This window comes from Clostridioides sp. ZZV14-6387 (assembly GCF_020657835.1).
GTDB classification, from domain to species: Bacteria; Bacillota; Clostridia; order Peptostreptococcales; family Peptostreptococcaceae; genus Clostridioides; species Clostridioides difficile_A.
In genome coordinates this window covers 1-26,676 of sequence record NZ_JAGWCW010000025.1, presented here as the reverse complement: position 1 = coordinate 26,676, position 26,676 = coordinate 1, and the positions used below count along the sequence as shown (strand labels likewise).

Annotated in this window: 24 protein-coding genes and 1 other annotated feature; of the genes, 2 read left to right on the top strand and 22 right to left on the bottom strand. The window is 27.7% G+C overall.

Features of this window, described 5'->3' with window-relative positions:
* Positions 1–2 precede the first annotated feature (2 nt).
* The 7 genes from lsrF to KGF38_RS14840 all read right to left on the bottom strand — a co-directional run bounded on the left by lsrF (position 3) and on the right by KGF38_RS14840 (position 7,031).
* Positions 3–887, bottom strand: a complete 885-nt coding sequence (gene lsrF, locus KGF38_RS14870) for a 3-hydroxy-5-phosphonooxypentane-2,4-dione thiolase (protein WP_054270064.1) — start codon at positions 885–887, stop codon at positions 3–5.
* Positions 888–910: 23 nt separating this feature from the next.
* Positions 911–1,912, bottom strand: a complete 1,002-nt coding sequence (locus KGF38_RS14865) for a dihydroxyacetone kinase subunit DhaK (protein WP_074179026.1) — start codon at positions 1,910–1,912, stop codon at positions 911–913.
* A 55-nt stretch (positions 1,913–1,967) separates the two neighbouring features.
* On the bottom strand, positions 1,968–2,588 hold the full coding sequence (gene dhaL / locus KGF38_RS14860) for a dihydroxyacetone kinase subunit DhaL (RefSeq protein ID WP_074179025.1): 621 nt from the start codon (positions 2,586–2,588) through the stop codon (positions 1,968–1,970).
* Between the two features lie 128 nt (positions 2,589–2,716).
* A complete protein-coding gene (locus tag KGF38_RS14855) occupies positions 2,717–3,556 on the bottom strand; it encodes a YihY/virulence factor BrkB family protein (protein WP_054270061.1) in 840 nt (279 codons plus the stop codon).
* Between the two features lie 217 nt (positions 3,557–3,773).
* Positions 3,774–5,471, bottom strand: coding sequence for a phospho-sugar mutase (locus tag KGF38_RS14850; RefSeq protein ID WP_054276540.1), 1,698 nt, complete (start codon positions 5,469–5,471; stop codon positions 3,774–3,776).
* Between the two features lie 62 nt (positions 5,472–5,533).
* A complete protein-coding gene (locus KGF38_RS14845; RefSeq protein ID WP_054270059.1) occupies positions 5,534–6,124 on the bottom strand; it encodes an SGNH/GDSL hydrolase family protein in 591 nt (196 codons plus the stop codon).
* A 109-nt stretch (positions 6,125–6,233) separates the two neighbouring features.
* On the bottom strand, positions 6,234–7,031 hold the full coding sequence (locus KGF38_RS14840; RefSeq protein ID WP_074179024.1) for a 3D domain-containing protein: 798 nt from the start codon (positions 7,029–7,031) through the stop codon (positions 6,234–6,236).
* 363 nt (positions 7,032–7,394) lie between these two features.
* On the opposite strand from KGF38_RS14840, the gene KGF38_RS14835 reads away from it, so the two are divergent.
* On the top strand, positions 7,395–7,916 hold the full coding sequence (locus KGF38_RS14835; protein ID WP_054276537.1) for an N-acetyltransferase: 522 nt from the start codon (positions 7,395–7,397) through the stop codon (positions 7,914–7,916).
* Between the two features lie 270 nt (positions 7,917–8,186).
* Here KGF38_RS14835 and KGF38_RS14830 read toward each other — a convergent pair whose 3' ends face one another.
* Together KGF38_RS14830 and KGF38_RS14825 are read right to left on the bottom strand one after the other, a co-directional pair.
* Complete coding sequence (locus tag KGF38_RS14830; protein ID WP_075050861.1) at positions 8,187–9,398, bottom strand: helix-turn-helix domain-containing protein; 1,212 nt, start codon at positions 9,396–9,398, stop codon at positions 8,187–8,189.
* Between the two features lie 306 nt (positions 9,399–9,704).
* Complete coding sequence (locus KGF38_RS14825) at positions 9,705–10,640, bottom strand: alpha/beta hydrolase (RefSeq protein ID WP_074179022.1); 936 nt, start codon at positions 10,638–10,640, stop codon at positions 9,705–9,707.
* Positions 10,641–10,905: 265 nt separating this feature from the next.
* On the opposite strand from KGF38_RS14825, the gene KGF38_RS14820 reads away from it, so the two are divergent.
* Positions 10,906–11,472, top strand: a complete 567-nt coding sequence (locus KGF38_RS14820) for a MarR family winged helix-turn-helix transcriptional regulator (RefSeq protein WP_074179021.1) — start codon at positions 10,906–10,908, stop codon at positions 11,470–11,472.
* A 160-nt stretch (positions 11,473–11,632) separates the two neighbouring features.
* Here KGF38_RS14820 and KGF38_RS14815 read toward each other — a convergent pair whose 3' ends face one another.
* From KGF38_RS14815 to KGF38_RS14755, 13 genes are all read right to left on the bottom strand, one after another.
* Positions 11,633–13,669: a thioredoxin domain-containing protein gene (locus KGF38_RS14815; protein ID WP_074179020.1), complete on the bottom strand. Its 2,037-nt coding sequence runs from the start codon at positions 13,667–13,669 to the stop codon at positions 11,633–11,635.
* 175 nt (positions 13,670–13,844) lie between these two features.
* Positions 13,845–14,522, bottom strand: a complete 678-nt coding sequence (locus KGF38_RS14810; RefSeq protein ID WP_074179019.1) for a manganese catalase family protein — start codon at positions 14,520–14,522, stop codon at positions 13,845–13,847.
* Positions 14,523–14,724: 202 nt separating this feature from the next.
* Positions 14,725–16,413 (bottom strand): biosynthetic-type acetolactate synthase large subunit, encoded by a 1,689-nt coding sequence (gene ilvB, locus KGF38_RS14805; RefSeq protein WP_176702487.1) that lies wholly within the window; start codon positions 16,411–16,413, stop codon positions 14,725–14,727.
* Between the two features lie 50 nt (positions 16,414–16,463).
* Positions 16,464–17,510, bottom strand: a complete 1,047-nt coding sequence (gene ilvC / locus KGF38_RS14800; RefSeq protein ID WP_265327124.1) for a ketol-acid reductoisomerase — start codon at positions 17,508–17,510, stop codon at positions 16,464–16,466.
* 234 nt (positions 17,511–17,744) lie between these two features.
* Entirely contained in the window at positions 17,745–17,984 is a 240-nt protein-coding gene (locus tag KGF38_RS14795) for an ACT domain-containing protein (RefSeq protein WP_021384344.1), read from the bottom strand.
* Between the two features lie 110 nt (positions 17,985–18,094).
* Positions 18,095–18,351: a binding site (T-box leader), on the bottom strand.
* Between the two features lie 161 nt (positions 18,352–18,512).
* Positions 18,513–19,274, bottom strand: coding sequence for a M48 family metallopeptidase (locus KGF38_RS14790; RefSeq protein WP_074179017.1), 762 nt, complete (start codon positions 19,272–19,274; stop codon positions 18,513–18,515).
* Entirely contained in the window at positions 19,274–20,101 is an 828-nt protein-coding gene (locus tag KGF38_RS14785) for an XdhC family protein (RefSeq protein ID WP_074179016.1), read from the bottom strand. Before KGF38_RS14785 ends, KGF38_RS14790 begins: the two co-directional genes overlap by 1 nt.
* 42 nt (positions 20,102–20,143) lie before the next feature.
* Positions 20,144–20,896, bottom strand: a complete 753-nt coding sequence (locus KGF38_RS14780; RefSeq protein WP_074179015.1) for a DUF3298 and DUF4163 domain-containing protein — start codon at positions 20,894–20,896, stop codon at positions 20,144–20,146.
* Between the two features lie 42 nt (positions 20,897–20,938).
* A complete protein-coding gene (locus tag KGF38_RS14775) occupies positions 20,939–21,808 on the bottom strand; it encodes an anti-sigma-V factor rsiV (protein ID WP_074179014.1) in 870 nt (289 codons plus the stop codon).
* 11 nt (positions 21,809–21,819) lie between these two features.
* Positions 21,820–22,302: an RNA polymerase sigma factor gene (locus KGF38_RS14770; protein WP_021384362.1), complete on the bottom strand. Its 483-nt coding sequence runs from the start codon at positions 22,300–22,302 to the stop codon at positions 21,820–21,822.
* Between the two features lie 51 nt (positions 22,303–22,353).
* Positions 22,354–23,310 carry a peptidylprolyl isomerase gene (locus tag KGF38_RS14765; protein ID WP_074179013.1) on the bottom strand — a complete coding sequence of 319 codons (957 nt, stop codon included), beginning with the start codon at positions 23,308–23,310 and terminating at the stop codon, positions 22,354–22,356.
* 67 nt (positions 23,311–23,377) lie between these two features.
* Positions 23,378–24,211 carry a polysaccharide deacetylase family protein gene (locus KGF38_RS14760; protein ID WP_054270045.1) on the bottom strand — a complete coding sequence of 278 codons (834 nt, stop codon included), beginning with the start codon at positions 24,209–24,211 and terminating at the stop codon, positions 23,378–23,380.
* 667 nt (positions 24,212–24,878) lie between these two features.
* Complete coding sequence (locus tag KGF38_RS14755; RefSeq protein WP_074179012.1) at positions 24,879–26,216, bottom strand: APC family permease; 1,338 nt, start codon at positions 26,214–26,216, stop codon at positions 24,879–24,881.
* Between the last annotated feature and the right edge of the window lie 460 nt (positions 26,217–26,676).

The window sequence follows — 26,676 nt, the reverse complement described above, 5'->3', positions numbered from 1 at the left end:
TATTACTTATACTCCTTCTTTAATTCTTCAAATAACTTATATGCTTGTTCTGGTGTATTGTTCTCGTGAACAATAGCTTTTATTGCTTTTATCATTGCTTTTGGACTTTCTGATTGGAATACATTTCTTCCCATATCAACACCTGCTGCACCTTCGTTTATAGCTCTATAAGCCATCTCTAATGCTTCTTTTTCTGGGACTTTTTTTCCTCCTGCTATAACTATAGGTACTGGACAAGCAGCTGTTATTTTCTCAAAATCTTCACAATAATAACTCTTTACTATACTTGCTCCAAACTCAGCTAGCATTCTAGTAGCTAATAAGAAATATTTTGCTGTTCTTTCCATTTCTTTACCTACTGCAACAACACCCAAAACAGGTATAGAATATCTATTTCCCATATCTATTGTTTTAACTAAATTTTCTATAGCTTTACATTCGCCTTCAGCACCCATAAATGTCTGTATAGCTAGACAAGATGCATTCATTCTTATAGCATCTTCTATATCAACTCCAATTACTTCCCTACTCATATCTTCTCTAAGAACTGAACTTCCTGCTGAACATCTAAGTGCTATAGCCTTATCCTGAATTGGACTTATACATGTTCTCAAAGCTCCTCTTGTAGCCATAAGACAATCTGCATCTTCTATAAGGTCAGGTATTGAAAGGTCTAATCTCTCTAACCCTTGAGTAGGACCCATGATATACCCATGGTCAAAGGCTAACATAAGTGATTTTCCTGTTTTAGGATTGAATATTTTTGACAATCTATTTTTCATTCCCCAATCCACATTATCCATTCCTTTTAAATAAAAGCTTTGTTCTGGAGGCTTTATACCTACTCCGTAATCTTTTGGTAGTATTATTCCATCTTTATCTGCCATTTTTTATCTCCCTTTAATTCAATCTAATTTTTTTTAAAGTAAGGTGTATTACATGGTGAATTGAAATATCTTAACAATTCCTCATTCATTCTAGCTATAAATAGTTGGAATCCAGCTGTTTCTTGAGTAGTTAAAAGCTCTCCAACATGATTTGAAAGTACTTCTATATTTTTTTCTTGCAATATTTTATGACATTTTCTATACACTATTAGCATTTCCATCAAAGTAGTAGCTCCTGAGCCATTAACTATTAACATTACTTTTTCCCCATCTTTAATGTCTAAATCTTTAATCAAAGCTTGTGTCATTATTTCAGCAGTTTCATCAGCAGACTTCATTTCCATACGTCCACCTCCACCTTCTCCATGTTGCCCCATTCCTATTTCCATCTCATTTTCTCCAAGCTCAGAAATAACCATTCCTGTAGAAGGATGAGTAGCTCCCTTACATGCAACAGCTATAGTCGCCATATTATCAGCAAATTTTTGTGCTATTTCTGCAACTTCATCTAAAGATTTTCCTTCTTTAGCAGCTCCTGCAGCTATTTTATATAAAGGTATACAACCAACCAAACCTCTTCTATCATCACTATTTTCTCTTGGTGCATTTGCTATATCTTCTTGAGTAACAACTTTTTTAACATTAAGTCCTTCTTTTTTAACTTGTTTCATAACAAGATTTCCTGTCAACATATCTCCTGCATGATTAAGGACTACAAACAGTACACCTTTGCCTCTGTCAGCCATTTTTATAGCTTCTAAGCAAGAATTTGGACCTGGAGCTGCAAATACATCTCCAACTACAGCTATGTCAATCATTCCATCACCAACAAATCCACTCAATGCTGGTTCATGACCTGCTCCACCTAGAGTGACTATTGTTACTCTTTCTGCTTCTTCTAATTTTTTATTTATTACTAAATTGGAATCTGTAACTCTCAGTAAGTCTGAATTTGCAAGTTCTAAACCTTCTAAAACTTCTCTAGTTAAATCTTCTGACTGGTTAATAAATTTTTTCATTGGCATGATAAATTCCCCCTATTAAACTTGTTATATTTATTATTTAATTTGTTAATCTAATTTATAATGCGTTATATAAACCTTTAAACATCAGTGATATAGAAACAGCACCTGGGTCCATATGTCCTAGACTTCTTTCTCCTATACTTTTTGCTCGTCCAAATTTTGCTATGTAAGTTTTAGTATTCTCAGCACCTTCTACTGCTTTTTCATAAGCTAATCTAAAGATATCTACTATGTCATTACTCTGTACATTATAAATAGCATCTATAGCTGGATATAATGCATCTACCAAAGTTTTTTGACCTATTTTAGCAGTAGAAATAAGAGATAAATTTTCTCTTGCTTCATTAAACATACCTTTTATTTCTTCTATTTCAAGTTCATCTTTATCATCTATTCCTTCAGCCATTCCCTCAAATATAGTCCCCCATAAAGGTCCTGCTGAACCACCATTTACATTCATACATAAAGTACTTAAATCTTCATTAATTGATTTTATGCTATCATTTTTATTTTCTTCTAATGCTCTTTTTTTCATACAATCTGCTATTCTATCTATAGTAACCCCATGGTCACCATCTCCAACTACACTATCTAATTCACATAAATATATCTTATTTTCTTTTAATATTTCCGCCGCACTTATCAACATTTTTTTCCATGTAGTAGTTAATAACATTGAACCATCTCCTTATTAATATCTTGATTCAATATTATCATATGTAATAACAAATGTAAATTATTTTTAGAAAACGTTTTTACAAAATTTACATTTGTTATATTAAACAATGTTTCTTTTTTTAAAGTTTACTTTAAACTTTCATTTCTTATCTTTCTAAAATACAGTCTTGAATTTACTTCATAGCCTATAACAATAGACCAACTGCTAAAATACATCCACGTCATAAGTACAATTATTTCAGCTATACTTCCATAGATTACTTCATAGTTAGCATAATAATTTGTATAATAAGAGTACAAAAATGACACTAAAAACCAAGAAAATGTAGCAAAAATAGCACCTGGTGCAGATTCTTTAAGAGTCAACTTTTTATTTGGTGTATATTTATACAAAGCTGTAAATATAACTATTATTGTTAAAATACCTACAGAGTATCTTAAAATATCCCATATCCTTATAAATATCTTATCTAATCCTATAAAATTAAAAATAAAATAACCTATTTTCTCTCCATAAACCAGAAATATCATAGATAAAAAAATTAACACTAAAAGCATAATTGTAAATAAAAATGATATAGATAGGATTTTAAAAAAAGACCTAGTTTCTTTAACTTTATACGCTCTATTCATCCCTTTAATAAGAGCTTTTACTGCTCTTGAAAATGTCCACATAGTAAGTCCAAAACTAACAGCTAAAAAATTTAAACTTCTATTATCTATTGCAGAAACTATAATTGAAGATAATACATCAAAAGCACTTTCTGGCATCATATTTCTAAAAAGTTCTATATATTTATTTAAATGAAGAACTGGTATATATGCTATAGAACTTATAGTAAATATTAAAAAAGGAAATATAGACAGCATCAAGAAAAAAGATACTTCTGCTGACTTTGAACTTAATTCACTGTAATTAGATTTTGCAACTATATATTCAATCAATTTTTTATCTATCCCAAACATAAATATCCCCTTTTCTCTCAAATTAATTTCATTATACAATATTAATTATACTCAGATTCATACCATAATATAATTATTTAAGTAAAAATAACATAAATAAAAGCTGAAAATAACAATTCTACTAACATTTCTATATTCTAATCAATGAAAGTAAATTATAATTTTCAGCTAAATAAATATTATCATAAAACTATCTTATAAGATAGTTAAACATCTTTTATTTTAATTTTTCAACCATAATATCTATATATTCTTTTAGACCACTTAGTTTTTCATCTGCTTCAACCTCACTAGCTCCTTTTACAGCTATGTAGAATTTAAGTTTTGGCTCTGTTCCAGATGGTCGTATTGCTACCCAAGATTCATCTTCCAAGAAGTATTTTAAAACGTCAGACTTAGGAAGATTATCTATACCTTTTTTATAATCTTTTTTATCCACTACTTTGATATCATTTATATAATCAATTTGATTTTCTCTAAAGTAAGATATTATTTCTTTTATCTTTTCTACTCCTTCTATACCCTTTAAAGTCAAAGATATAGTCTGCTCTTTAAAAAATCCATATTTCTTATAAAGTTCTATTAGACCCTCATATAAACTCATACCTTTTGAATAGTAAAATGCTGCCATTTCAGATATTAATAATGAAGAAACTACTCCATCTTTATCTCTCGCATGAGTACCAACTAAATAGCCATAACTTTCTTCATATCCAAATACATAATTTCTGTCTTTATTTTGTTCAAATAGTTTTATTTTCTCACCAATAAACTTAAAACCTGTAAGAACATTTAACACATCAACATTATTGGCTTTGGCTATATCTGCTCCAAACTCTGATGTAACTATAGTTTTTATCATTGTAGAATTTTCTTTTAATTTATTATTTTCTTTTAAACCTTCTATTATATAATGTGTCAACATACCACCGATTTGATTACCTGTAAGTAGAGCATACTCTCCTGTGGTAGTTTTTACAGCTACACCCACTCTATCGCAGTCTGGGTCAGTTGCTATTACAAGGTCTGCTCCTTTTTCTTTTGCAAGTAATATTCCTCTATTTAAAGCTTTTTTCTCTTCTGGATTTGGATAATCAAGACCTGCAAAATTTGGGTCTGGATTTTCTTCTTCTGGAACTACAATTATATTTTCAAATCCAACTTCTTTTAATGCTCTTCTTATTGGTATATTACCTGTTCCACAAAGAGGTGTATAAACTATTTTAAAAGTTTTACCTACATTTTTAACTAGGTCTGTTCTTATAATTTGACTCTTTACTGCTTCTATAAATTCAGTATCCTGTGATTCATCCAATAAAATAACTAAATGTTTATTATCTTCACTTAAAGTTGGTATTATACTGTAATCATGTATACTATTTACTTTCTCAGTTATTGCATTTGCTATATCTGGCATAACTTGTGCCCCATCTTCCCAGTATACCTTATATCCATTATATTCAGGAGGATTATGACTGGCTGTTATAACTATACCCGCTATTGCATTTAGATTTCTAACTGCAAAAGATAATTCTGGAGTGGTTCTTAAACTATCAAATATATATGCTTTTATACCACATGCTGCCAAAGTATTTGCAGACTCTATACAGAATTCTCTAGACTTGTGTCTATTATCATGAGCTATCACTACTCCTCTATTTTTTTCTTCAGCTGTCGTATTTTCTAATATATAGTTAGCCAATCCAAAAGTAGCTCTTCTAACTGTATATTTGTTTATTCTATTTGTACCTGCTTCGATTATACCCCTAAGACCAGCAGTACCAAATTCTAAGTCCTTATAAAATCTATCTTCTATTTCTTTTTCATTACCTTTTATCTTATCTAATTCTATCTTTGTATCTTCATCAAAATATGAACTTTTTACCCACTCTTCATAAGTTTTCCTATAATCCATAATAAAATCCTCCCTATCTTATGTATTTATTATAATTGTATAAACAAATATCTTTTATATAATTATACTTCTTCTGTATATTTATTAACTGAGCTAATAAATATATCTGCCATTATTCTATGACCTTCTTTTGTTGGATGTAATCCATCAAAATACAAGTTTTTATATCCTTTTTGTTCCATGCACTTATTATATCTCGAATAAAAATCTACAAACTCAGTATTAAATGTTACACTAAACTTTTTTACCCAACAATTATATAATTCTAACTTTTTGGATACTAGATTAAAATCAGTAAAACGACTCCAATCTTCTCTAACATTTGGAATATCTGGTTTCAATGGTATACCTATTATAGGTATGATATTTTTTGAATATGCTTGATGCACCATAGCCATTATATTAGAATTAATAACTTCATTTCCTGCTCCAACAATCAAATCATTGGTACCACCCATTATAAAAACTATATCAGGAGAATTTTTTACAACATCTTCATTAAATCTAACTAACATACCACTTGTTGTATCACCATTTATACCCTTATTTATTATTTCTAATCGAGTCTCTTTATTCACAATGTTTGTCCATGAATTACTTCGTGATACTCCAAACCCATATGTTAAACTGTCTCCTAAGCAGACTATTTTCATCTTATCCCCCCTTAGATATATTTTTATGTTTCAAGAATAATCTAACAGTTTAGTTAATTCATATTTTATACTTTTTTATCTTTCAAGTAAAGTTATTATAGTTACTAATTTAATGTAGATATATATCTATACTCTTTCTTCCCCAATTTGATGCACTTCCTTCACTATTCATAAAAATATCTATTCTGTTACCTTTAATTGCACCTCCACAATCTTCTGCTACAAAAGTCATACCCAATTTAGGTATATATACTTTTGTTCCATATGGTATTATACTAGGGTCGACTGCAATAACACCCCATCTTGGAGTCGTTCCAGTCGATGTTATTGTATCTCCTGCATATGCAGTAGCAACCACTTTCATATGTTTTCCACCTCTTATATTTGCTCCTCTTGATGCAATCAATACTTTTTCTTTAGTTCCATATTTTATAATTTTTGTAGTTGGCTCCTTAGATATTAATTCTTTTGATAAGATTTTTTTGACTAACTTTCCATCATGGTAAGTTAATTTATAGACTAGTTTTTTTTCTCCTTCTTTTCCTTCTTGATAGACCTTAGATTTTCCTTTTAATAAATTACTATCATTCACATGCTTTGTCTCAAATGGAATCTTTTCAATTTCTTCTTTTTGATTATTAGTTACTTTTACAACTTTTATTTGCATATCATCTTTTAATTCTGTATCTAAACTTGGATTAATTTTATCTTCAGAATTACACTTAATACCCTGTTCATCCAAGAGTTCTTCAACTGTTTTTTTAAATGAAGAGACTTTTTGCTCTTGACCTTTAACTATTAAACTTATATCTTCTTTATTTAATATAGAATAAATACTTACCAAACTCAGCAAAATTGATACACTCAATAAAGATGATATTATTATCCTCTTTTCTCTTTTCTCCATAATAATCTCCTTCCCTATTCAAACTTCAAATTAGTATTATTCATTACAGATTTAATCTTATATTATATATGTATATTATAGCTTTCAAAATTTATGTAACTTTTTTGTAACTTCTAAAATCATTAAAATCATTTTTAGACAGTTTAAAAGCCATCACACATACTATTTTTAAATAATCAGTGATTAATATAATAATTTGAAATAATATCATAAACAATTTATCTTTCATCCTAAAAAAGATGGACATAGAGAAAACAAAACGGAAAGATGATACACAGATTAAAACACATTGTATACCAATATTGACTATGATAAAATGAATTCATATGCAGATTAGAAATTTTTATGATTGGGAGGAACAAAATGAAATTTGAACGTTTAAGAACCAGTAAAGATAGATTATACTATAAAGCTATGGAATTATATAAAACTAGTTTCCCATTTCATGAGCAGAGAAAGTCTTCTTTGCAATCAGAAATTATGGAAAATGAAGAATATCAATTCAATTTAATTTATGATAAAGACAAGTTTGTTGGCATAATTTTGTGTTGGGAAACAGAAAGCTTTATTTATGTAGAGCATTTTTGTATTTTTCCAGAAATGCGTAATAATATGTATGGGCAAAGAACATTGGAACTTCTAAATAAAAGAGGAAAAACTGTTATTCTAGAAATTGACCCTCCTATTGATGATATTTCAATCAAACGTAAGGCTTTCTATGAGAGAGTAAAATATAAGGCAAATGATTATGAACATATTCATCCACCATACCAAGATAAATTTAGTGGTCATAATCTAGTTGTAATGTCTTATCCAGAAATTCTATCTAAAATGGAATATGATAAGTTTAATCAATACTTAGGGAACCATGTAATGAATTTCTAGATACAGTCCCTCTCTATTGAACTTTGCAAAATATCATAACAATTATATAAAGCAGTTGATTCACTATAATTAGCTGCTTTTTTAATATTAATTAATGCTATAAAATAAAAGATTCCTTTTCCTTGAACAAAAGAATTATTCCATAAATTGGACTATATTATGAAATTCTTTTCTATTTTCGCACAATAAAGGAGATAATTCAAATTTTTATGTTGAAACATCTCCCTTTAACTTAAGTAATCTTTAAGTCTTATATTAAATTTTTATTTATTATTTATCTTTTAACAATTTCTCTAATTCCAAAAGATTTTCAATTACAGACTCAAAAATTGGCTCGTCTCTAAGTTCATTATAACTCTCATCACTAAACACAATTAACAGATTCGTATATATATTAAAAGTATAGGAATTTTTAGATTTTACTTTATCAAAAAATCTCATTTGGCTAACATCCAAATTTTCATGTATGGGATATTTCTCTAATATTTCTTTTAAACTATATAAAGCTTCTTTAGCTTCTTCTTTCATATTAAAAAATAAAAACGTTAAAGATAATTCCATATAATCCATATATATATTAAAAAATGCACCTTTATCTTCACTAAGTATTTTTTTTATTTCTAAAGAAAAGTTTGCATACCCTAGTAACTTATCTTTTATATATTCCATTTCTTTCTCTATTACTTTTTTATTAGAATCTCCATCCTCCAATTTTTGCTTTAATTCCTTATATTGATATTTGTATATATTAATTATTCCTTTACAATCCATACTTACATTGAATACATTAGTGAACAATTTATTTTGAAGCAATATTTCTGCTTCTTCCAACCTATTTTGATTTAAATATATCATAGCTAAATTAACACTTGTATCTCCTATTGGTTCATGTATCATACTTAAGTACAACTCTGCCTTTTTATAATCTTCCAACATATAATATGCATTTGATAATATAATGAGTGCTGTTTCTTTAATTTGAATATCATCTGTATTTCTTACTATATCTTCAAGAATATTTGTTGTTTCTTTTACTTTGTTGTTCAACTCATTCTTACCAAATTTATATGAATACATCTGGTACAGTGAGCATATCTTTAATTTTAATAAATAACATTTAGGATACTTATCTATGTACATATTAGAAAGTTTTTTCAAAGATTCTAAGTCTTCTTTACATTCTTCTTTTGGTTCTTCTGTTGATAAATCAATTTCAATCCCAGCAAAAATTGCTTCTAATTCTTGATAAATTTTCATTACTTCTTCTTCACTTAAATCAATCTTATAATTCATAAGCTTATCAATAGATACATTAAAAAAATCTGCTAATAGTGGTAATAATTCTATATCAGGATAAGAATTTCCACTTTCCCATTTTGATACTGCTGGTGTTGAAACCCCTATAAATTTTGCCAATTGCTCTTGAGTCAGATTTCTTTCTTTCCTAAGAGTTTGTATGACTTTACCTATTTTAATTTGCATATATACCTCCCTAGTACATCTGTTGTAATTTAAGTATATAAAAAAAGTATTTACTAGTAAATCGAGGCAAAGTTAATAAAATGTTCATAATTTAACCATTGGTTATATTTTAGTCTAAAATTTTCTTTCATTGACTTAAAGTAGATTCCACATCTAATGATAATAATACTTGCTATTAATAACCTATTTGTAATCACTCTTATTTATACTATAAGTGACATTATCATAAAGAGCACATTTAATATAAATAAATCATTTATAGAGCTAATACTATAAGACTAATATTACATTATATACATTTCTTTATTACAATCTGTCTATTTTATTATTTAGCCAACAGATTATGTCCTCAAATACTTCTTCCTTATTTATCTCATTTAATAATTCATGTCTTCCATCTTTGTAAAGCTTACAAGATACATCTTTTACCCCTAAATTTATATATCTGTCCCTAAGTCTTAATACTCCCTTTCCATTTTTTCCTATAGGGTCTTTATCGCCAGATATTATATAAATAGGAATATCAAGAGGTATTTTTTTTAGATTTTGCTTATCCTCAATTTCTTTTAATCCTTGAATCAAATCATAAAAAAAACCACAACTACACACTACTCCACAAAATGGGTCATTTATATATTTCTCAACTTGTTCTCTATCTCTACTCAGCCAATCAAATTTAGAGTTTTTATTTCTTTTTATGATTTTTCCACCAAATATCAAATCATTTATTTTATTACTTCTTGAATTTCTTCCATGTTTTTTAATTTCGTGATTAATTATCATATGGGCAAAATTTAAGATAATCCCTTGTTTTCCATTTGAACCGCATAGTATAAGACCAGACAAATTATCATGGTAATCCATTATGTATCTTTGACTTGCAAACGAACCCATACTATGTCCAAATAAATAAATTGGTAAATTCCCATTTTCCTTTTTTATAATATTTGTTAAAGTGTGCATATCTTCTACAAGACATCTAAATCCTTCTTTTTCAGCTAAATGACCAACATTTTCTATTGTCTTCGCAGTCTTTCCATGACCTCTATGGTCGTTAATATATACTATATAGCCATTTTTAGTAAGTTCTTTAGCAAAAGGCTCATACCTTTGTGCTGTTTCAGCCATTCCATGTGAAATTTGGATAACAGCTTTTGGATTGTTTATATTTTTATCTTCCCATTTGTATGTATATATATCTAAATCTTCCTCTCCTTTGAAAGTAAAGTTTGTACACTTCATAATTATCCCTCCAGATTGATTTTATTCAGTATATTAACTTATATATTATATTACAAGTATTTTCAAGTCAAAATCTTTCTATATACTTTATGATTTACTAACCATTGATACAAATGACTATACAAAGTTATATAATAATTTAACAACTTAAATCTTAATATAAAAAATAATACCTAGATATACTTGGACATCATATTGACATTAGAATCAATTCATGATATTCTGTTTTCGTTAAAATACAATCCAAAGATAAAGGAGATATTTCATGGATTATTCAAATGAATTAAAAGAACTCTTTCTAATGAATCAAACTTATGCTACTCTCTTTACCCTTACAAACAAAATACAAATAGAAGGAGATAAATATTTTGGTATACTTACTTCAAGACAGTATATGACTATTTTATCTATCCTCCATTTACCAGAAGAAGAAACAACATTAAATAATATCGCAAGAAAAATGGGTACAAGTAAACAAAACATAAACAGACTAGTTTCTACTCTTGAAAAAAGTGGATATGTTAAAGTAGTTCCAAGCCCTCATGATAAAAGAGCTATTAATGTTAAAATTACAGACTTAGGAAGAGAAGTTATGATAACATGTAGTAAAATTGGAATAAATTTTATGGCTGATGTGTTTCATGAATTTAGTAAAGATGAACTGGAAACTTTATGGAGTTTACTAAAAAAAATGTACCGTTTTAATGGTGAAGAACAAGATGGATTTGAAGAAGATGCTAATTTTATGGAAGATGAAGAACTAGATAAAATCAAATCTGAACTACTTGAAGAGTTTTCAAGAAGAAGAAATGAGATAAACAAAACTTACTAATATTATAAATATTTATAGAAGTATATAGATTTAAAATTAATTTTTAAAAAATAAAAATTTTAATTTCTCAATACTGCTAACAAAATGATTAAAGTGGTATTTGTTAGTTATAAGAAAAGAACTCTATATTAAGTATAAATATAGAGTTCTTTTCTTGTAGTTATTGTACTCTTAAAAGCATATCATTTAGTTTTTGTAAATCATTAAATGGTTGGCTACAGCTATTGTTTTGACACACATAATAAGTAGTCTTATTATTCTTTAATTTATAATCCTTTAAAAAATCTATCTTGGCATTTTCTTCATTGTATTTCTTTACTAAAAAAGTTGCATTTGGTATAAAATTTTTACTTATTAATTCTTTAAATCCAATCAAATCAGAGTCTTCTTTTAAAATACATATAATTTCTTTGGTAGGATAAAGTTCATACATCAATGAAAGCATATAGAAACTATACCCAGTTGGAGAATTTTTTACATTATCTACATATAGTTTTAATTGTTTATACGATATTTCTTCAAGTTTACTATCACCAGTAATCTTTGCAAGTCTTATAAGATTGTATAATTGAACAGAATTTCCTGATGGAATAGCACCATCATACAAATCTTTTGGTCTTGCTATTAAATTTTCACTATCCTTACCATATATATAGAATCCACTTTTTTCATAATCCCAGAAAAGGTCAATACAGCTTTCATTTAAATTCAACGCCTTTTCTAAATATCTCATATCAAATGTTGAATCATAAAGCTCTATATATGCCCATATTAAAAAAGCATAATCATCTAAATAAGCTAAATAAGCAGAACTTCCTTCTCTATATCTAGCTAACAATCTACCTGACTCATTTACAAGATTGTCATTTATAAAATCAAGGCATTTATTTGAATACTCTAAGTACACACCATTTTTTAGTGTATTATAAGCCTTTGCCAAAGCTACTATCATCAATGCATTCCATGAAGTAAGTATCTTATCATCTTTATGCAAAGATGTTCTTTCTTTTCTATATTCAAATACCTTTTTACTAAGATTAGCTATTTTTTCATTATATCTATCATATTCTTTGTTTTTTATAAGATTTGGGATATTTTTACCCTCAAAATTTCCACCATTAGTTATATCAAAATAATCATTAAAAAACTTTCCATCTTCTTCACCCAGTACATCAATTATTTCAAGAGGATTAAATGTATAAAATTTTCCTTCTTCACCTTCACTATCAGCATCCTGTGCTGAATAAAAACCCCCTTCTTTATCTTGCATCTCTTTAATTACATAATCTATAGTCTTTATAGCAATTTCTTTATATAATTCTCTTTTTGTTATTTTATATGCATCTAAATACGCTATTGTAAGCATGGCATTGTCATATAACATTTTCTCAAAATGAGGTGCTAACCATTTTTTATCAGTTGAATATCTTGAAAAACCAAATCCAATATGGTCAAACAAACCTCCTCTATACATTCCATCTAAAGTTTTTTCCACCATTTTTAATACATCTTCATCTTTTTCTATACTATAGTATTTCATCAAAAACATAAGGTTTTGAGGACTTGGAAATTTAGGTGCATTTCCAAAACCACCATACTTTTCATCATAGATAGCCTTAAATATCCTAACAGATGACTTTAACATCTCTTTTGATAACTCGCCATCTGTATTTTTCACTCCAAAATCATCTTTAAGAGCTTCTATTATTTCATCTCCAGATTTTATAAGTATATCTTTGTTTCTATTCCATTTATCAGATACACTTTCTAATAAATCTATAACACCAGGTCTATTATATCTTGAATACTTTGGGAAATATGTTCCTGCAAAAAAAGGTTTCTTATCTGGTGTCATTATTATAGTCATTGGCCATCCGCCACTGCCTGTCATAGCTTGACAAACTGTCATATATACACTATCTATATCAGGTCTTTCTTCTTTATCTACTTTTATTGCTATAAAGTTTTTGTTCATTATTTCAGCAACTTCTTTATCTTCAAAAGATTCTTTTTCCATAACATGACACCAATGACATGTTGAATACCCTACACTTAAAAATATTGGTTTATCTTCTTCTTTTGCTTTTCTAAAAGCTTCATCATTCCAACTATACCAATTTATAGGATTGTACGCATGCTGTAAAAGATATGGAGATTTTTCATTTATTAGATTATTAGGTTTTTTATTATTTTCCACAATACCACCTCATTATTGTTTTATTATATGTTTTGCAATAAAAAAATAGATATACACTTATATTAAGTGTATACCCATCTTAACTACATATATTTAGATTTTTATCTACTTAATTCTTCTAGGCAAATAATTTTTTATATATTTACTAAAACAAAACAACATGAAAAATATCAAATTATTTTTTTAAAGGTTTTTCAAAAGAAGGAGGATTAATATCTATTTTAGTATCATGATTTGGTCCTGGAGTTGATAAGTCAAAATATAACTTTGAATCTTCTGTAACCCCAAAATCTCTATTTGAACCTGTATCTTTGACTTTATTTAAAGCATCTCTAAATAAAGCATTATGTGCTTCTTCTCTGTTAAGTAAAAAATCTATTGTTTCTTTTACATGTTTATCATCAATCTGTCTATATAAGTGTTCATAAACTACCTTGGCTCTTTGTTCTGAAGCTATATTTGAAAGTAAATCAGCTACTAAATCACCTGTAACTGTAACATAATCAGCAGTCCATGGAGCTCCTGATGAGTTTATTAATACTGGTGATAATCCAGTTAATACATGAGTCTCTATTTCACCTGTATCAACTGCATTATAATCAACATCATGACCATTTAATAAATTTATAGTTTGAGCAACCATTTCCATATGACTAAGCTCTTCTGCTGCTATATCAAGAAATAAATCTTTTATTTGAGGGTCTTTTATTCTAAAACTTTGAGCCAAATATTGCATTGCTGCCTTTAATTCTCCATTTCCTCCTCCTAATTGTTCTTGCATCAAAACAGCATATTGAGGATTTGGTTTTTCTACTTTTACTTCTTTTAATAACGCTTTATCATGTTTAAACATATGAATACCTCCGTAAATTATTATTCAAATTTATTATTTGCTTAAAATACAATCTTATTCTAAGTTCTATAATTAAGATTTAATAAATACTTAGTTATACATTGAGTAATTTATTTACAAAGACAAAAAATCTACACCTAAATAAAAAACTGAACATCAATAAAGTTTCAATAAAAAACTTTATCAATATTCAGTATAAATCTTAGTTACATATTAAATTTTCTAATGCATCATTAGGAGCTACAATAGGATAAACATCATAATCCTTATCTATATCACATTGCAAAAACACAGGTTTATTAAAATCTATCATATCTAAAACTTTCTCTAACCCTTCCATATCAGATACCTTATATCCATCAATATTATAGGCATTTACAAGCTTAACATAGTCTACATTTTCATCAATATCAGTTTGAGAGTATCTTTGATTAGAAAATAATTTCTGCCATTGTCTTACCATCCCTAGTGTTCTATTATTAAGCAATAAAATAAGTATAGGTACATTATAGTTTGAAACTGTAGCTAGTTCATTACAATTCATTCTAAAACTTCCATCACCAGTAACCAAAACTACATTTTTATCTACATTACCAACTTTAGTTCCTATAGCTGCACCTAAACCAAAGCCCATTGTTCCTAGTCCTGCTGATGTTATAAAGCTTTTATTACCTTTAAAATCCCAGTATTTAGCAGCCCACATTTGATGCTGACCAACATCAGTTACCACTACAGTAGGATTATCTAATTTTTCATACTTCTCATTTATTTTTCTAAGTATATTTTGTGGATGAAATTCACCTTCTTGTACACCCTCACTCTTTCTAAAAGTCTTTATTTCTTCTTTCCAGTGACTATTATTCTTACTATCCACTTTCTCTAGTAGTAAGCTAAGAATAAATTTCACATCTCCAACTAGAGATACATTTGATTTTATGTTTTTACTTATTTCAGATGGGTCTATGTCTATGTGTATTACTTTTGCATTTTTAGCAAATTCAGAACTTTTACTTATTACTCTATCACTAAATCTTGCACCTATAGCTATAACCAAATCTGAATTAGAAAGAGCTAAATTACTTTCTCTACTTCCATGCATTCCAACCATACCAAGAGATAACTCATTTTTTCTATCTATATTACCAAGTCCCATAAGTGTATTTAATACAGGTGTATCTATTTTGGATGCAAATTTTTCAAGAATTTCCTCACTATCTGAAGACTTAACACCTCCACCAGCATATATTATAGGTCTTTTAGAATCTTTTATTATATCTATTGCATCACTTAAAAGTTTAATATTTATTTCATCCTCTAAATCAAAATCATTCTTATAATCCATATAATCATCTATTTGGCATGAATCATAATCCTCATCGTTAAAATCCATTTCTGCCAAAAATAAATCCTTTGGTACATCTACAAGTACAGGCCCTTTTCTTCCTGAATTTGCAACCTTAAAAGCTTCCTTTATTGTAGGAATCAATTCTTTGGTACTTCTAACTAGATAATTATGTTTTGTCATAGACAAGGTCGCTCCTGTTATATCAATTTCTTGAAAAGAATCTTTACCTAGTAAACTTGTTGGTACTTGCCCTGAAATCACAACCATAGGAGACGAATCCATAAAAGCTGTTGCTATTCCAGTTATAGCATTTGTTGCCCCTGGACCAGATGTTGTAAAGCAAACCCCCACTGTGTTAGTACTTCTTGCATACCCATCTGATGCATGAACTAAACCTTGTTCATGAGATGTCCTTATATGTTTGAAATCATCTTGATAATCATATAGAGCATCATAAAGAGGTATCACTGCTCCACCAGGATATCCAAATACTGTGTCAACTCCCTCTTTCTTCAAGCATTCTAAAATTACTTTTGCTCCATTCATACGCACTACCATGCACCACTCTTTCCCTCAAACTAATCCATTTAATATATTTATTTTAAGAATGACATCATACTTCTTAGATTTCTTCCAACCTCAGCTATTTCCGTAGCATATTCTGCTTCTCTAGTTTTAAGGAAGTTTTCACGACCTTCTTCATTCTCTTTAATCCATGCCTTCGCAAATTTTCCATTTTGTATATCTTCTAAAACTTCTTGCATACCTTGCTTTGCTGCATCAGTTATTACTCTTTTACCAGATACATAATCTCCATATTCTGCTGTATCACTTATGCTATATCTCATTCTTTCAAATCCACCTTCATATATAAGGTCAACTATTAGTTTCATTTCATGTAGACATTCAAAATATGCTACTTCTTTTTGATATCCTGCATCTACAAGTGTTTTATATCCTAATTTTATAAGTTCACTTATTCCACCACAAAGTACTGACTGCTCTCCAAATAAATCTGTTTCTGTTTCTTCTTTAAAAGTAGTTTCTAAAACTCCTGCTCTTGTTGCTCCAATACCTTTTGCATATGCTAAAACTGTCTCTGTAGCTTTTTTAGTGTAGTCCTGATATACCGCAAATAGTGCAGGAACTCCACTTCCTTTTGTAAATACATTTCTAACTAGGTGACCAGGTCCTTTAGGAGCTACCATTACAACATCAACAAATTCTGGTGGTTGTACTTGGTTATAATGTATATTGAATCCATGTGCAAATGCTAATGTCTGACCTTCTTTTAAGTTATCCCTTACACTCTCTTCATAAACTTTCTTTTGCTTTTCATCTGGCATTAGTAACATTGTCAAATCACTTTCTCTTGTCGCTTCTGCTACACTTTTAACTTCAAATCCATCTTCTCTTGCTTTTTGTGCTGATTTACTTCCATCATAAAGTCCTACTACTACATCTACACCATTATCTCTAAGATTTTGTGCATGTGCATGTCCTTGGCTCCCATAACCTAAAACTGCAACCTTTTTATTTTTTAAAACCTCTAAATTTACATCATTTTCATAATACATCTTTGCCATCTTTATTTCCTCCCAATACTTTCTCTCATTTTTATGATATTTATTTTTATTAGAAATTTATACTCATTATCATTGATTTTATGCTACTTAACAGATTATATTTCTAAATTTAAATGATTTCAAAATTGTATTTTTAGAATTTTCAGTCTTTATAAATTGCGGAAAACTAATAAATTCAATGATATTTGTATTTTCATTCTAAGATTTTTCTAATTTAATATTTATCTTTAGTTTTTCATTTTAACATAAATAGATTTATCATTAGTTTCTATTTTTATAGAACACATTTAATTAATGTCTTACTTTCTCAACAGTTATTTCTCTTATATCATGTAGCTTCTTCATATGATTTAAAACACAATCTAGAGATGTTTTTTCTTCATTTACTATTAGTTTTATTCCTGAATTATTCATGTTATCTACAGTCATACTTATTGATTGTATATCAACTTCTCTCCTTCTAAGAGTCATAGCTACTCTTAAAAAAGAATCTATCCCTTGGTTTAATTTAGCATATACAGTATTTTCCATAAAAATTCCTCCTTATTTTTATTATTTTTTATTAATTTTATATGGATTGAACTTTTTATATTGCTTAAAATAAAAAAACTTTCATCTTTATAAGCAATATAAATATTACTTATAAGGACGAAAGTTATATTCCGCGGTACCACCTTATTTGTAGATATAAAAATACATCTACCCCTCTTTTTTCAGGTCGGGTAATTGATTACCTTAACCTTAGCCATGTAACGTTGGCAGACGTTTGTACTTACTAAAAATATTCAGTACAAAAGCTCCAGAGTGATAATTATACTACTGTTAACACCAATTCTCAGCAACATTGGTTCTCTGTGGATAACACCATTAGCATCATTGTCTCTGTCATCGCTTTTAATTTTTTTAATTTTATATTTTCTATCTGTTTTGTTGTTAATATAGATTATATTCTCTATCTTTTATAATGTCAACGACTTTTTTTAAAATTTTCAGATTATTTATTTTTTTCACAATAATATGTTTTCTATATTCTAAATACAACTTCTGGAATAAGCGTTTTCATATTATTATTTTATATCCATTTATTTTTAGCCAATTTTCTTTTTCTCTATAATCTGGCATAATAGATTTTACCAAATCATAAAATTTTTTAGAATGATTCATATGTATTAAATGACTAAATTCATGTATTATTATATAATCAATTACATCTAATCTTGCCATAGATATTTTTGAATTTATATAAATATTTTTTTGAGATGTGCAACTTCCCCATCTCTTTTTTTGCTCTTTTACCTTAACACTTTTTGGAATCAATTGCTTCATTATTTCACAAGTTGATTTAAGAAAATCTATTCTCTCTAAAACTATTCTTTGGCTTTCTGTTTTATACCATTCCTTCAAAGATGTTCTAATGAAGTCTTTACTGGTATCATTTGTTTGAATAATTATTTGAGATTCATCAAGATTTATTGTACAGTTACTTTTTGAGACACAATCATCTAACATTTCTTTTATAACTAAATAGTATTCTTTACCTAAATAAAGAAATTTCTCGCCATTTATAAACATTCTTTGTCTGTATGATTCTTCTCTGTTCTTATATTTTTCAGACTTTTTAAGTATCCAGTCTCCCTTTTCAATTATTATGTCTTTTATTATTTTTTTAGAGATTTTAGGAGGACTTGTTACAATTATTTTACCAAATGAGTCTATTTTTATAGAAATATTTTTTCTATCTTTATATAACAAAATCACCTTTATCTCATTACCTCTAAAAGTTACATTTAAAATGTCAGTGTCTTTACTTACTGTATTCATCAGTTTCTTTTTTCCTTATTTGCTCTACAATTTATAAGTTCAGCAGCTATACATACAGCTATTTCAGCTGGTGTCTGAGCATCCAATTTTATACCTATTGGAGCATGAACTTTTTCAAGTTCTTCCTTTTTGAAACCTTTTTTCATAAGTTTTTCATATGTTAGCCCAATCTTGGTTCTACTTCCAATCATACCAATATACCCAGAATTTCTTTTAAGAGCCCATTCTAAAGCACTTGAATCATATAAGTGCCCCCTTGTTAAAATAATTATATAACTATTTTCATCAATTGAAAAATCTGGTATATCTTCAAAAGAATCTAAAACTACTACTTCTGAATCTGGAAATCTTTCAGAGTTGGCAAATTCTTCTCTATCATCTATTACTACTGTTCTAAATTCTAAAAGGGATAATATTACAGCCACATCTCTTGAGATATGACCTGCCCCAAATATATACGCTTTACTTGTATTCTCTTTTAAACTTCTATTAAATCTTTCTATATTACTCTCTAATTCACTGTCAATAAAATCTATTTGTATCTCTCCATTGCCACCACATATCATTCCAAGTTTTGCTACATCAGATTTATTTAAAGTAAATTTATACAACATTGATTTTCTATCTCTTATGGCATTAAGTGCATGTTTTATACATGTAGCTTCTACACTTCCTCCACCTACTGAACCAAATATTTTACCATCATTTTTTACAATCATCATGGCTCCAGTTTCACGTGGTGTTGAACCTGAGTGAGAGGTTATAGTAGCAAATGCAAAATCCTCCTTATTTTCTATTAACTGTATAGCTTGTTCATATATATTCATATAATTCTCCTTACCAAGTCTATCTAAAAATCTTCTATATATCTATCTTAGGTTTTTTATCACCTTATTTGGCATTACAAACTCCACTGCTCCCATATAACCAGGTGCTACTTCATATTCATCAAAACTAATTACAAGGTTTCCACTTTTATTAATATAAAAATCTTGATACTTATTTATAGATTCGAAATCCTTTACTGGTGAATCTTTTCCTTGGTCAATAAAATAGGATTTTGTATTATCCTTTTTAATCTGATTTCTCATCTGCTCTTTTATATTATCACTTATAGCTCTTATATATCTACTATCTTTAAAAAATATTGGCAAATTTAATAGTATTTCTCTATTTTTATCAATAGTATAGTGCTTTTTAGTTACAGTTGAAGAAGCTTCTATCTCTTCTTTTTTCATTTCTATGGATAAAAAGTCCTTAGAATTGTTTTTAACATTATAACTTGCATTTAAATATCTATGACCTTTATTATTTTCTTTTTTCATTTCATTTTTAAATTGATTGTAAAGTTTTTTCCCATCTTGCAAAAACTCATTATTTAATTTATTCTCTAAATCTTTATCTTTTAAACCCTCTATTTTGGGAATACTAATTTTCACTTCATAATTACCTTGCTTAAAATTGAGATTCTTAGCATCTACAACCTTTATTGTATTATTGTTTAGAGTCTCATTAGAAGAACTTGCAAATATAGGTTTTATATTTACTAATGATATTAATAAACATATTGAAACTATAGCAATTTTAAATATAGATTTTTTAAGTTTTTTACATGTATTCATGTTGACCTCCTTAATGTATTTATATATAAACTACTATTCAATTTACAAATCTTTTATTACTTTATATGGTATTACAAATTCTACTGCTCCCATATAACCAGGTGCTACTTCATATTCATCAAAACTGATTACAAGATTTCCATCTTTATTAATATAAAAATCTTGATATTTGTTGATAGTTTTAAAATCTTCAGCAGATAAGTCTTTTTCTTGGTCTATAAAATATGATTTTGTATTGTCCTTTTTCATCTGCTCTCTCATCTGTTTTTTTATATTATCACTAATAACTTTTATATATTTATCATCCTTAAAAAGCATAGGTAAAGTCAAAACTATTTGTCTTTTCTTATCAACATTATAATGTATTTTACTAACATAAGATGATGCTTCTATCTCATTTTTTGTCATTTCTATTGAGAGGAAATCTTTAGAATTATTTTTAACACTATAACTCAAACTTAAAGACTTATGTCCTTTATTCTTTGATAATTCTATCTTTTCCATCCTCTGTTGAAATTCATCATAAAGCCTTTTTCCATCTTCCATAAAGCTACTGTTTAAACGCTTTTCTAAGTTTTTATCTTTTAAACCTTGTATCTTAGGAATATCAATCTTAGCTTCATAATTTTCACTCTTTAAGCTATAATTTTTTATAGTTATTACTTCTACTATTCCTCCAATTATAGGTATCTTAGAGAAATTATCTGCAAATACAGGACTTATATTTACTAATACTGTAAACATACAAGCAAAAGCTATTGCAACTTTAAATCTTAATCTATTTACTTTCTTATTTTTCTCATAATATATATTTTCTATTTTCTCATGATTTATTATAGTATCTAGTTTCTTTGGTATTGGAATTTTATGATACTCCTCTTTTAACTTATCTAACCTTTCTTTGCTCGTCATTCTTTTTATCCCTACTCTTCAATTTTTAATTTTAGTTTTTTTAAAGCAGTATATAGCCTAGTTTTAACAGTATTCACATTTTCATCCAATATTATTGCCACTTCTTCAATCTTTAAATCTTCAAAAAATCTTAATATTATAATAGATTTATACTCAATAGGTAATTCTTCTAAAGCTCTTTTTAAATCTAAATCAGTATATTTATCACATTCTCCAGTTTCATCTATATGGTCAATATCTGTCATGTTATTATATTTACGGTTTTTCCTAATAAAATCTATACTAGTTCTAACTAAAATTTTATAAAACCATGTCTTTATATAATTTACTTCTTTAATATTTTCCACTGAATATAGAGCCTTATACATGGCTTCTTGAACCACATCTAAGGCATCTTCTTCATTCTTTGTATAACTATATGCAATTCTATAAAAAGAGTCTTTATTATCGATAATGTATTTCTCAACCTTCGTTCTCTTTAAACTCTTAAACATTCCTGTAAAATCTCCCTCCGATTACAGGCTAGGATTGAGTCTTTAGAGATTCTATCTGTCTATTTTTGCATCTTCATTCAATTTCTTTATATGCTCAATATACTTTTCATTTAAAATAGATTCTCTTATTAAACTCTGACACTCATTAAAACTTTTTTGTCTTTCTCTTTTATCAGTAACTTTGACTATATGATATCCATAACTAGTTTCAAATACATTTGAAACTTCATTTTTCTTTAATTTGAACACTTCTTTTGTAAACTCAGCATTTTTATCTTCTTTTGTGAAATATCCTAGCTGTCCTCCGTTTTTTCCAGTTGCTTTGTCATCTGAATATTTTTTAGCCAATTCTTCAAAACTTTCTCCATTTTTGATTTTAGTTAATATGTTATCTGCCTTTTTCTTTAAAGCTTCTTTCTTATCTTTGCTTACTTCCTTTTTGTTTTTATCTAAAGTTGATATAAGTATCTGAGAAGCATTTACTTCTTCTACATTAAAATCTTTTTTATGTTTCGTATAATAGGATTCCATATCCACATCACTTACATTTATTCTTTCTTCAAAGGCTTTCTTATTTTTATCTATGGCTAAATCTTTAGATATTTCTTGTTTTAAGTATGCTTTATCAACACCTGCTTTGTCCATTTTTTCTTTGTAACTCGTATTCAAATTCATATTATCTTCTAGTTCTTGATACTTTGAGTCTACTTCGCTTTTAGTTGGAGTTAATCCTTTATCCTTAGCCTCTTGATATAAAAGTTCATTATCCACCATAAACGATATTATAACATTTTCTAATTTATTTCTACCTTTTTTATCCAAAGTTTTTTCCAATTCATCTAAAGATTGCCCATTTATATAACTATTAGTAGCAGATAAAACTGCTTTTGTTTTTTGATATTGCTCTTTTGTAATTTCCACATCATTTACTTTTGCCAAACTTTTGTTGCAACCAACCATCATTAAAGATAGTATTCCGACCATTCCTATATAAAGTTTTTTATTCAATATATCTACACCTCACTCATTTTTATTCTCAATTTCTAAAATATCAATTAATGCTCTTATATTTTAACTACTCTAAATTACGCAACCAATAATTTTTTGGTATCTGATTTTGATCCACTGCTGCAAATTCATAACCTTCATCTGATAAGAATTTTAAAACTGAATCTAAAGCTTCTGCACTTTGTTTTTTCTCATGCATTAAAACTACAAGTTGGTCTTTATCCTCACCTTTTCTATTCTTAACATGATTTTTCACATTTTGTAAGATTTGAGCAGAATTAGATCTCCAGTCCTCTGTATCCAAATCCCAGTCCCAAATCTTGTATCCAGCATCAACTAAAGCTTGATAAGAAGCTTGTGGTGTATATGGTTTACTTCCATAAGGTATTCTTATTACTTTTGAATGTTTACCAGTTATTTTGTAAAAAGTTTGGTCATTTGTATCAAATTCCTCTTTTGCTGATGTACTAGTAACATAAAGCTTATGAATATCATGTGATACACTATGGAAACCTCCTGTGTTCCCACTTTTAATTATATTTTTAACTTGTTGTGGATATTCCTTCATATTGCCATCTATCATAAAAAAAGTTGCTTTAACATTATATTTATTTAGAGTTTTTATCATCTGGTCGGTAAATTTAGATGGACCATCATCTATAGTTATGTATGCTACTTTTCCAGAACTCTTACTTGGCCCTTTGCTAATTTCCGTTGTTGTATTAGATACTATATCTGTAATAGTAGAACTTGACAATTTTGTATTTCTACTAATTTCGTCTTCTTTAACATTTAAAGAGCTAACTCGTATACCAACTATTATAAAAGCTAGACATACTACAATAGCACTTAAAAGTACATATAATTTCTTTCTATTTATTTTTTTCTTTTTATTTCTCATCGTTCGACCTCCAATATTGCTATATTTTTACATTTATATTTTTGTAGTATTTTATACCCAAAATTTACACTACATATATATAGACGTTGAACTTCGACAAAAAGTTTTGCTTAATTTTTAAAATTTGTTATTTTGATGATTATTATGCTGTATAATTTATGTATAATTGTATAGAATGTTGAAAATTGAGTATTATATAGTGTTTTTTACAATTAATTCTAGTTAAAATGTCATTTCTAATTTTTAAAATTTATAAATTGTTTTTTATAAATTAGAAATATTAAACAAGAAATAAGTACTAAAACAATGATATTGCACATTTTTCATGTATACATTATGTATTTATGTTAACTAATATTTTTATCAAATAAAAATTACTAACTTTATTCATAAATCATTATATTAATTAGGTAATTTTTTCTTATTAACACAATATTATGTTATTTATAATAGAAAGATTTAATTTTCAAAATGTTATATATATCTTCTACTATACAGATATACTTTAATTTGATTATTTTAAAAAAATACTTATAAACAAAATACATCAGAATAAACAATTATTTAGATTTTCAATTTTATTTCCAAAAAATCAAAAATAAAATCCCAATCTATCTATAAATAGATTGGGATTTTATTTTTAACATAATTATAAAGTATTTATAAGCTACTTAGATTCTCTTTTTGTCCCTCTAGTCATATAAGCATACACTGGTAAGCCTATAGCTGTTATTATAAGGCCTCCTATAGATATCATAGTAGTTTTCATACCTGCAAAACATAATTGATTAACTACAACAAATATACCACTTGCTATAGCTATTATTGGAACTATTGGATATAATGGCACTTTATACTCTCTTGGCATATCTGGATGAGTTTTTCTAAGTTTCATTACTCCTATAAATGTTAATACATAAAATATCCAAGTCGCAAATACTGCTAAATCAGTTAATAAGTTAAATTGACCTGATAAAGCATATATAGATGCAATAACAGATACTAATGTTATAGCATTTGCTGGAACTTGAGCAGAATTTAATTTAGAAAAAGTACCATACTTTGGTAAAGTCTTATCTGTAGCTAAAGTATATGCAACTCTTGAACCAGTTAATAAGAATCCATTTAATGCTCCAAATACTGAAATTAATATACCTACAGATATTATTTTTCCACCAATTGAACCAAATATAACTTCAGCAACTGCTGATGCAGGAGAAGCATAATTTGCTAATTCATTAGCTGGTAATACCCAAAGGTATGCTAAGTTTATTATAAAGTAAACAGCCATAACAACTGATAATCCACCTATTATAGCTTTTGGAAGGTCTTTTCCAGGATTTTTCATTTCTCCAGCTAAAGTACCAACATTCATCCAACCATCAAATGCAAATAGTATAGCAATTAAAACCTGACCTAATACACTACCTAGACTTAATCCCTCACCAACCATAGGTGTAAGTATTGGATTATCTCCACCACCTTTAATAAATCCAACAATCATTATCAAAATAAGTGGTATTAATTTACATATTGTAGAAACTGTCTGTATAGCTCCTCCAGTTTTTGAACCAAGCATATTCAATCCTGCAACTATTACTATAATTCCAATAGCTATTGGAAGTAATAATGATGGGCTACCAATTAAAGCTGAAGCTTGCTCTCCAAATATAACACCCAACGCAGCCATCATACCAGGATAGAATAGTACAATTTGCATCCATCCAGTTAAAAATCCTAATTTCTCTCCATAAATTTCTTTTATATATACCATCATTCCACCAGTTTTTGGTATCGCTACTGATACCTCTGCAGCTGTAAGACCAGCTGTTATAGTTATGATTCCAGCTATTAACCATGCTAATATACCAAGACCTGGAGCTCCTCCAGTCAATGTATAAACTGCTTGTGGTTTAAAGAATACACCAGCTCCTATAACGGAACCAACAACAGTAGATAATGCTGCTGACACGCCAAGTGTCTTTTTTAGTTCGTTACTTCCCATTTTCTTCCTCCTACTTAAACTTATTTAATTTCATAGTTATATAAGCATATATTATGCCAATATTATAGAAAAATAGTTTTTATTATTTATTAAAATAAAATAATCTCTACTAAACGTTTGTAATCTTTTACTTTTATGATAGCTTAAAGCTTTAAAAAAATTATAAAAATTAAAAATCCAAATCTAATAATATTTCTTAAAAGTACATGTATTTTTTATATTGTATAATATACATTGTATATTTATAACAAGTAAAATAGATTATACTTATTAAGTTGAAATCGTTTTAAATTTCTTGCAATAAAATTTCACCATTTCTCAAAAACATTTTATTTGTATTTCTGTAATTTCCTATTTTATATGTCTTTTATAAATAGTATGACTTTTACTTGTTTTATAGTCTATTTTATAATAATAAATAATTTGACAATTTATTATAACCCAACTTAAACCAGAAATC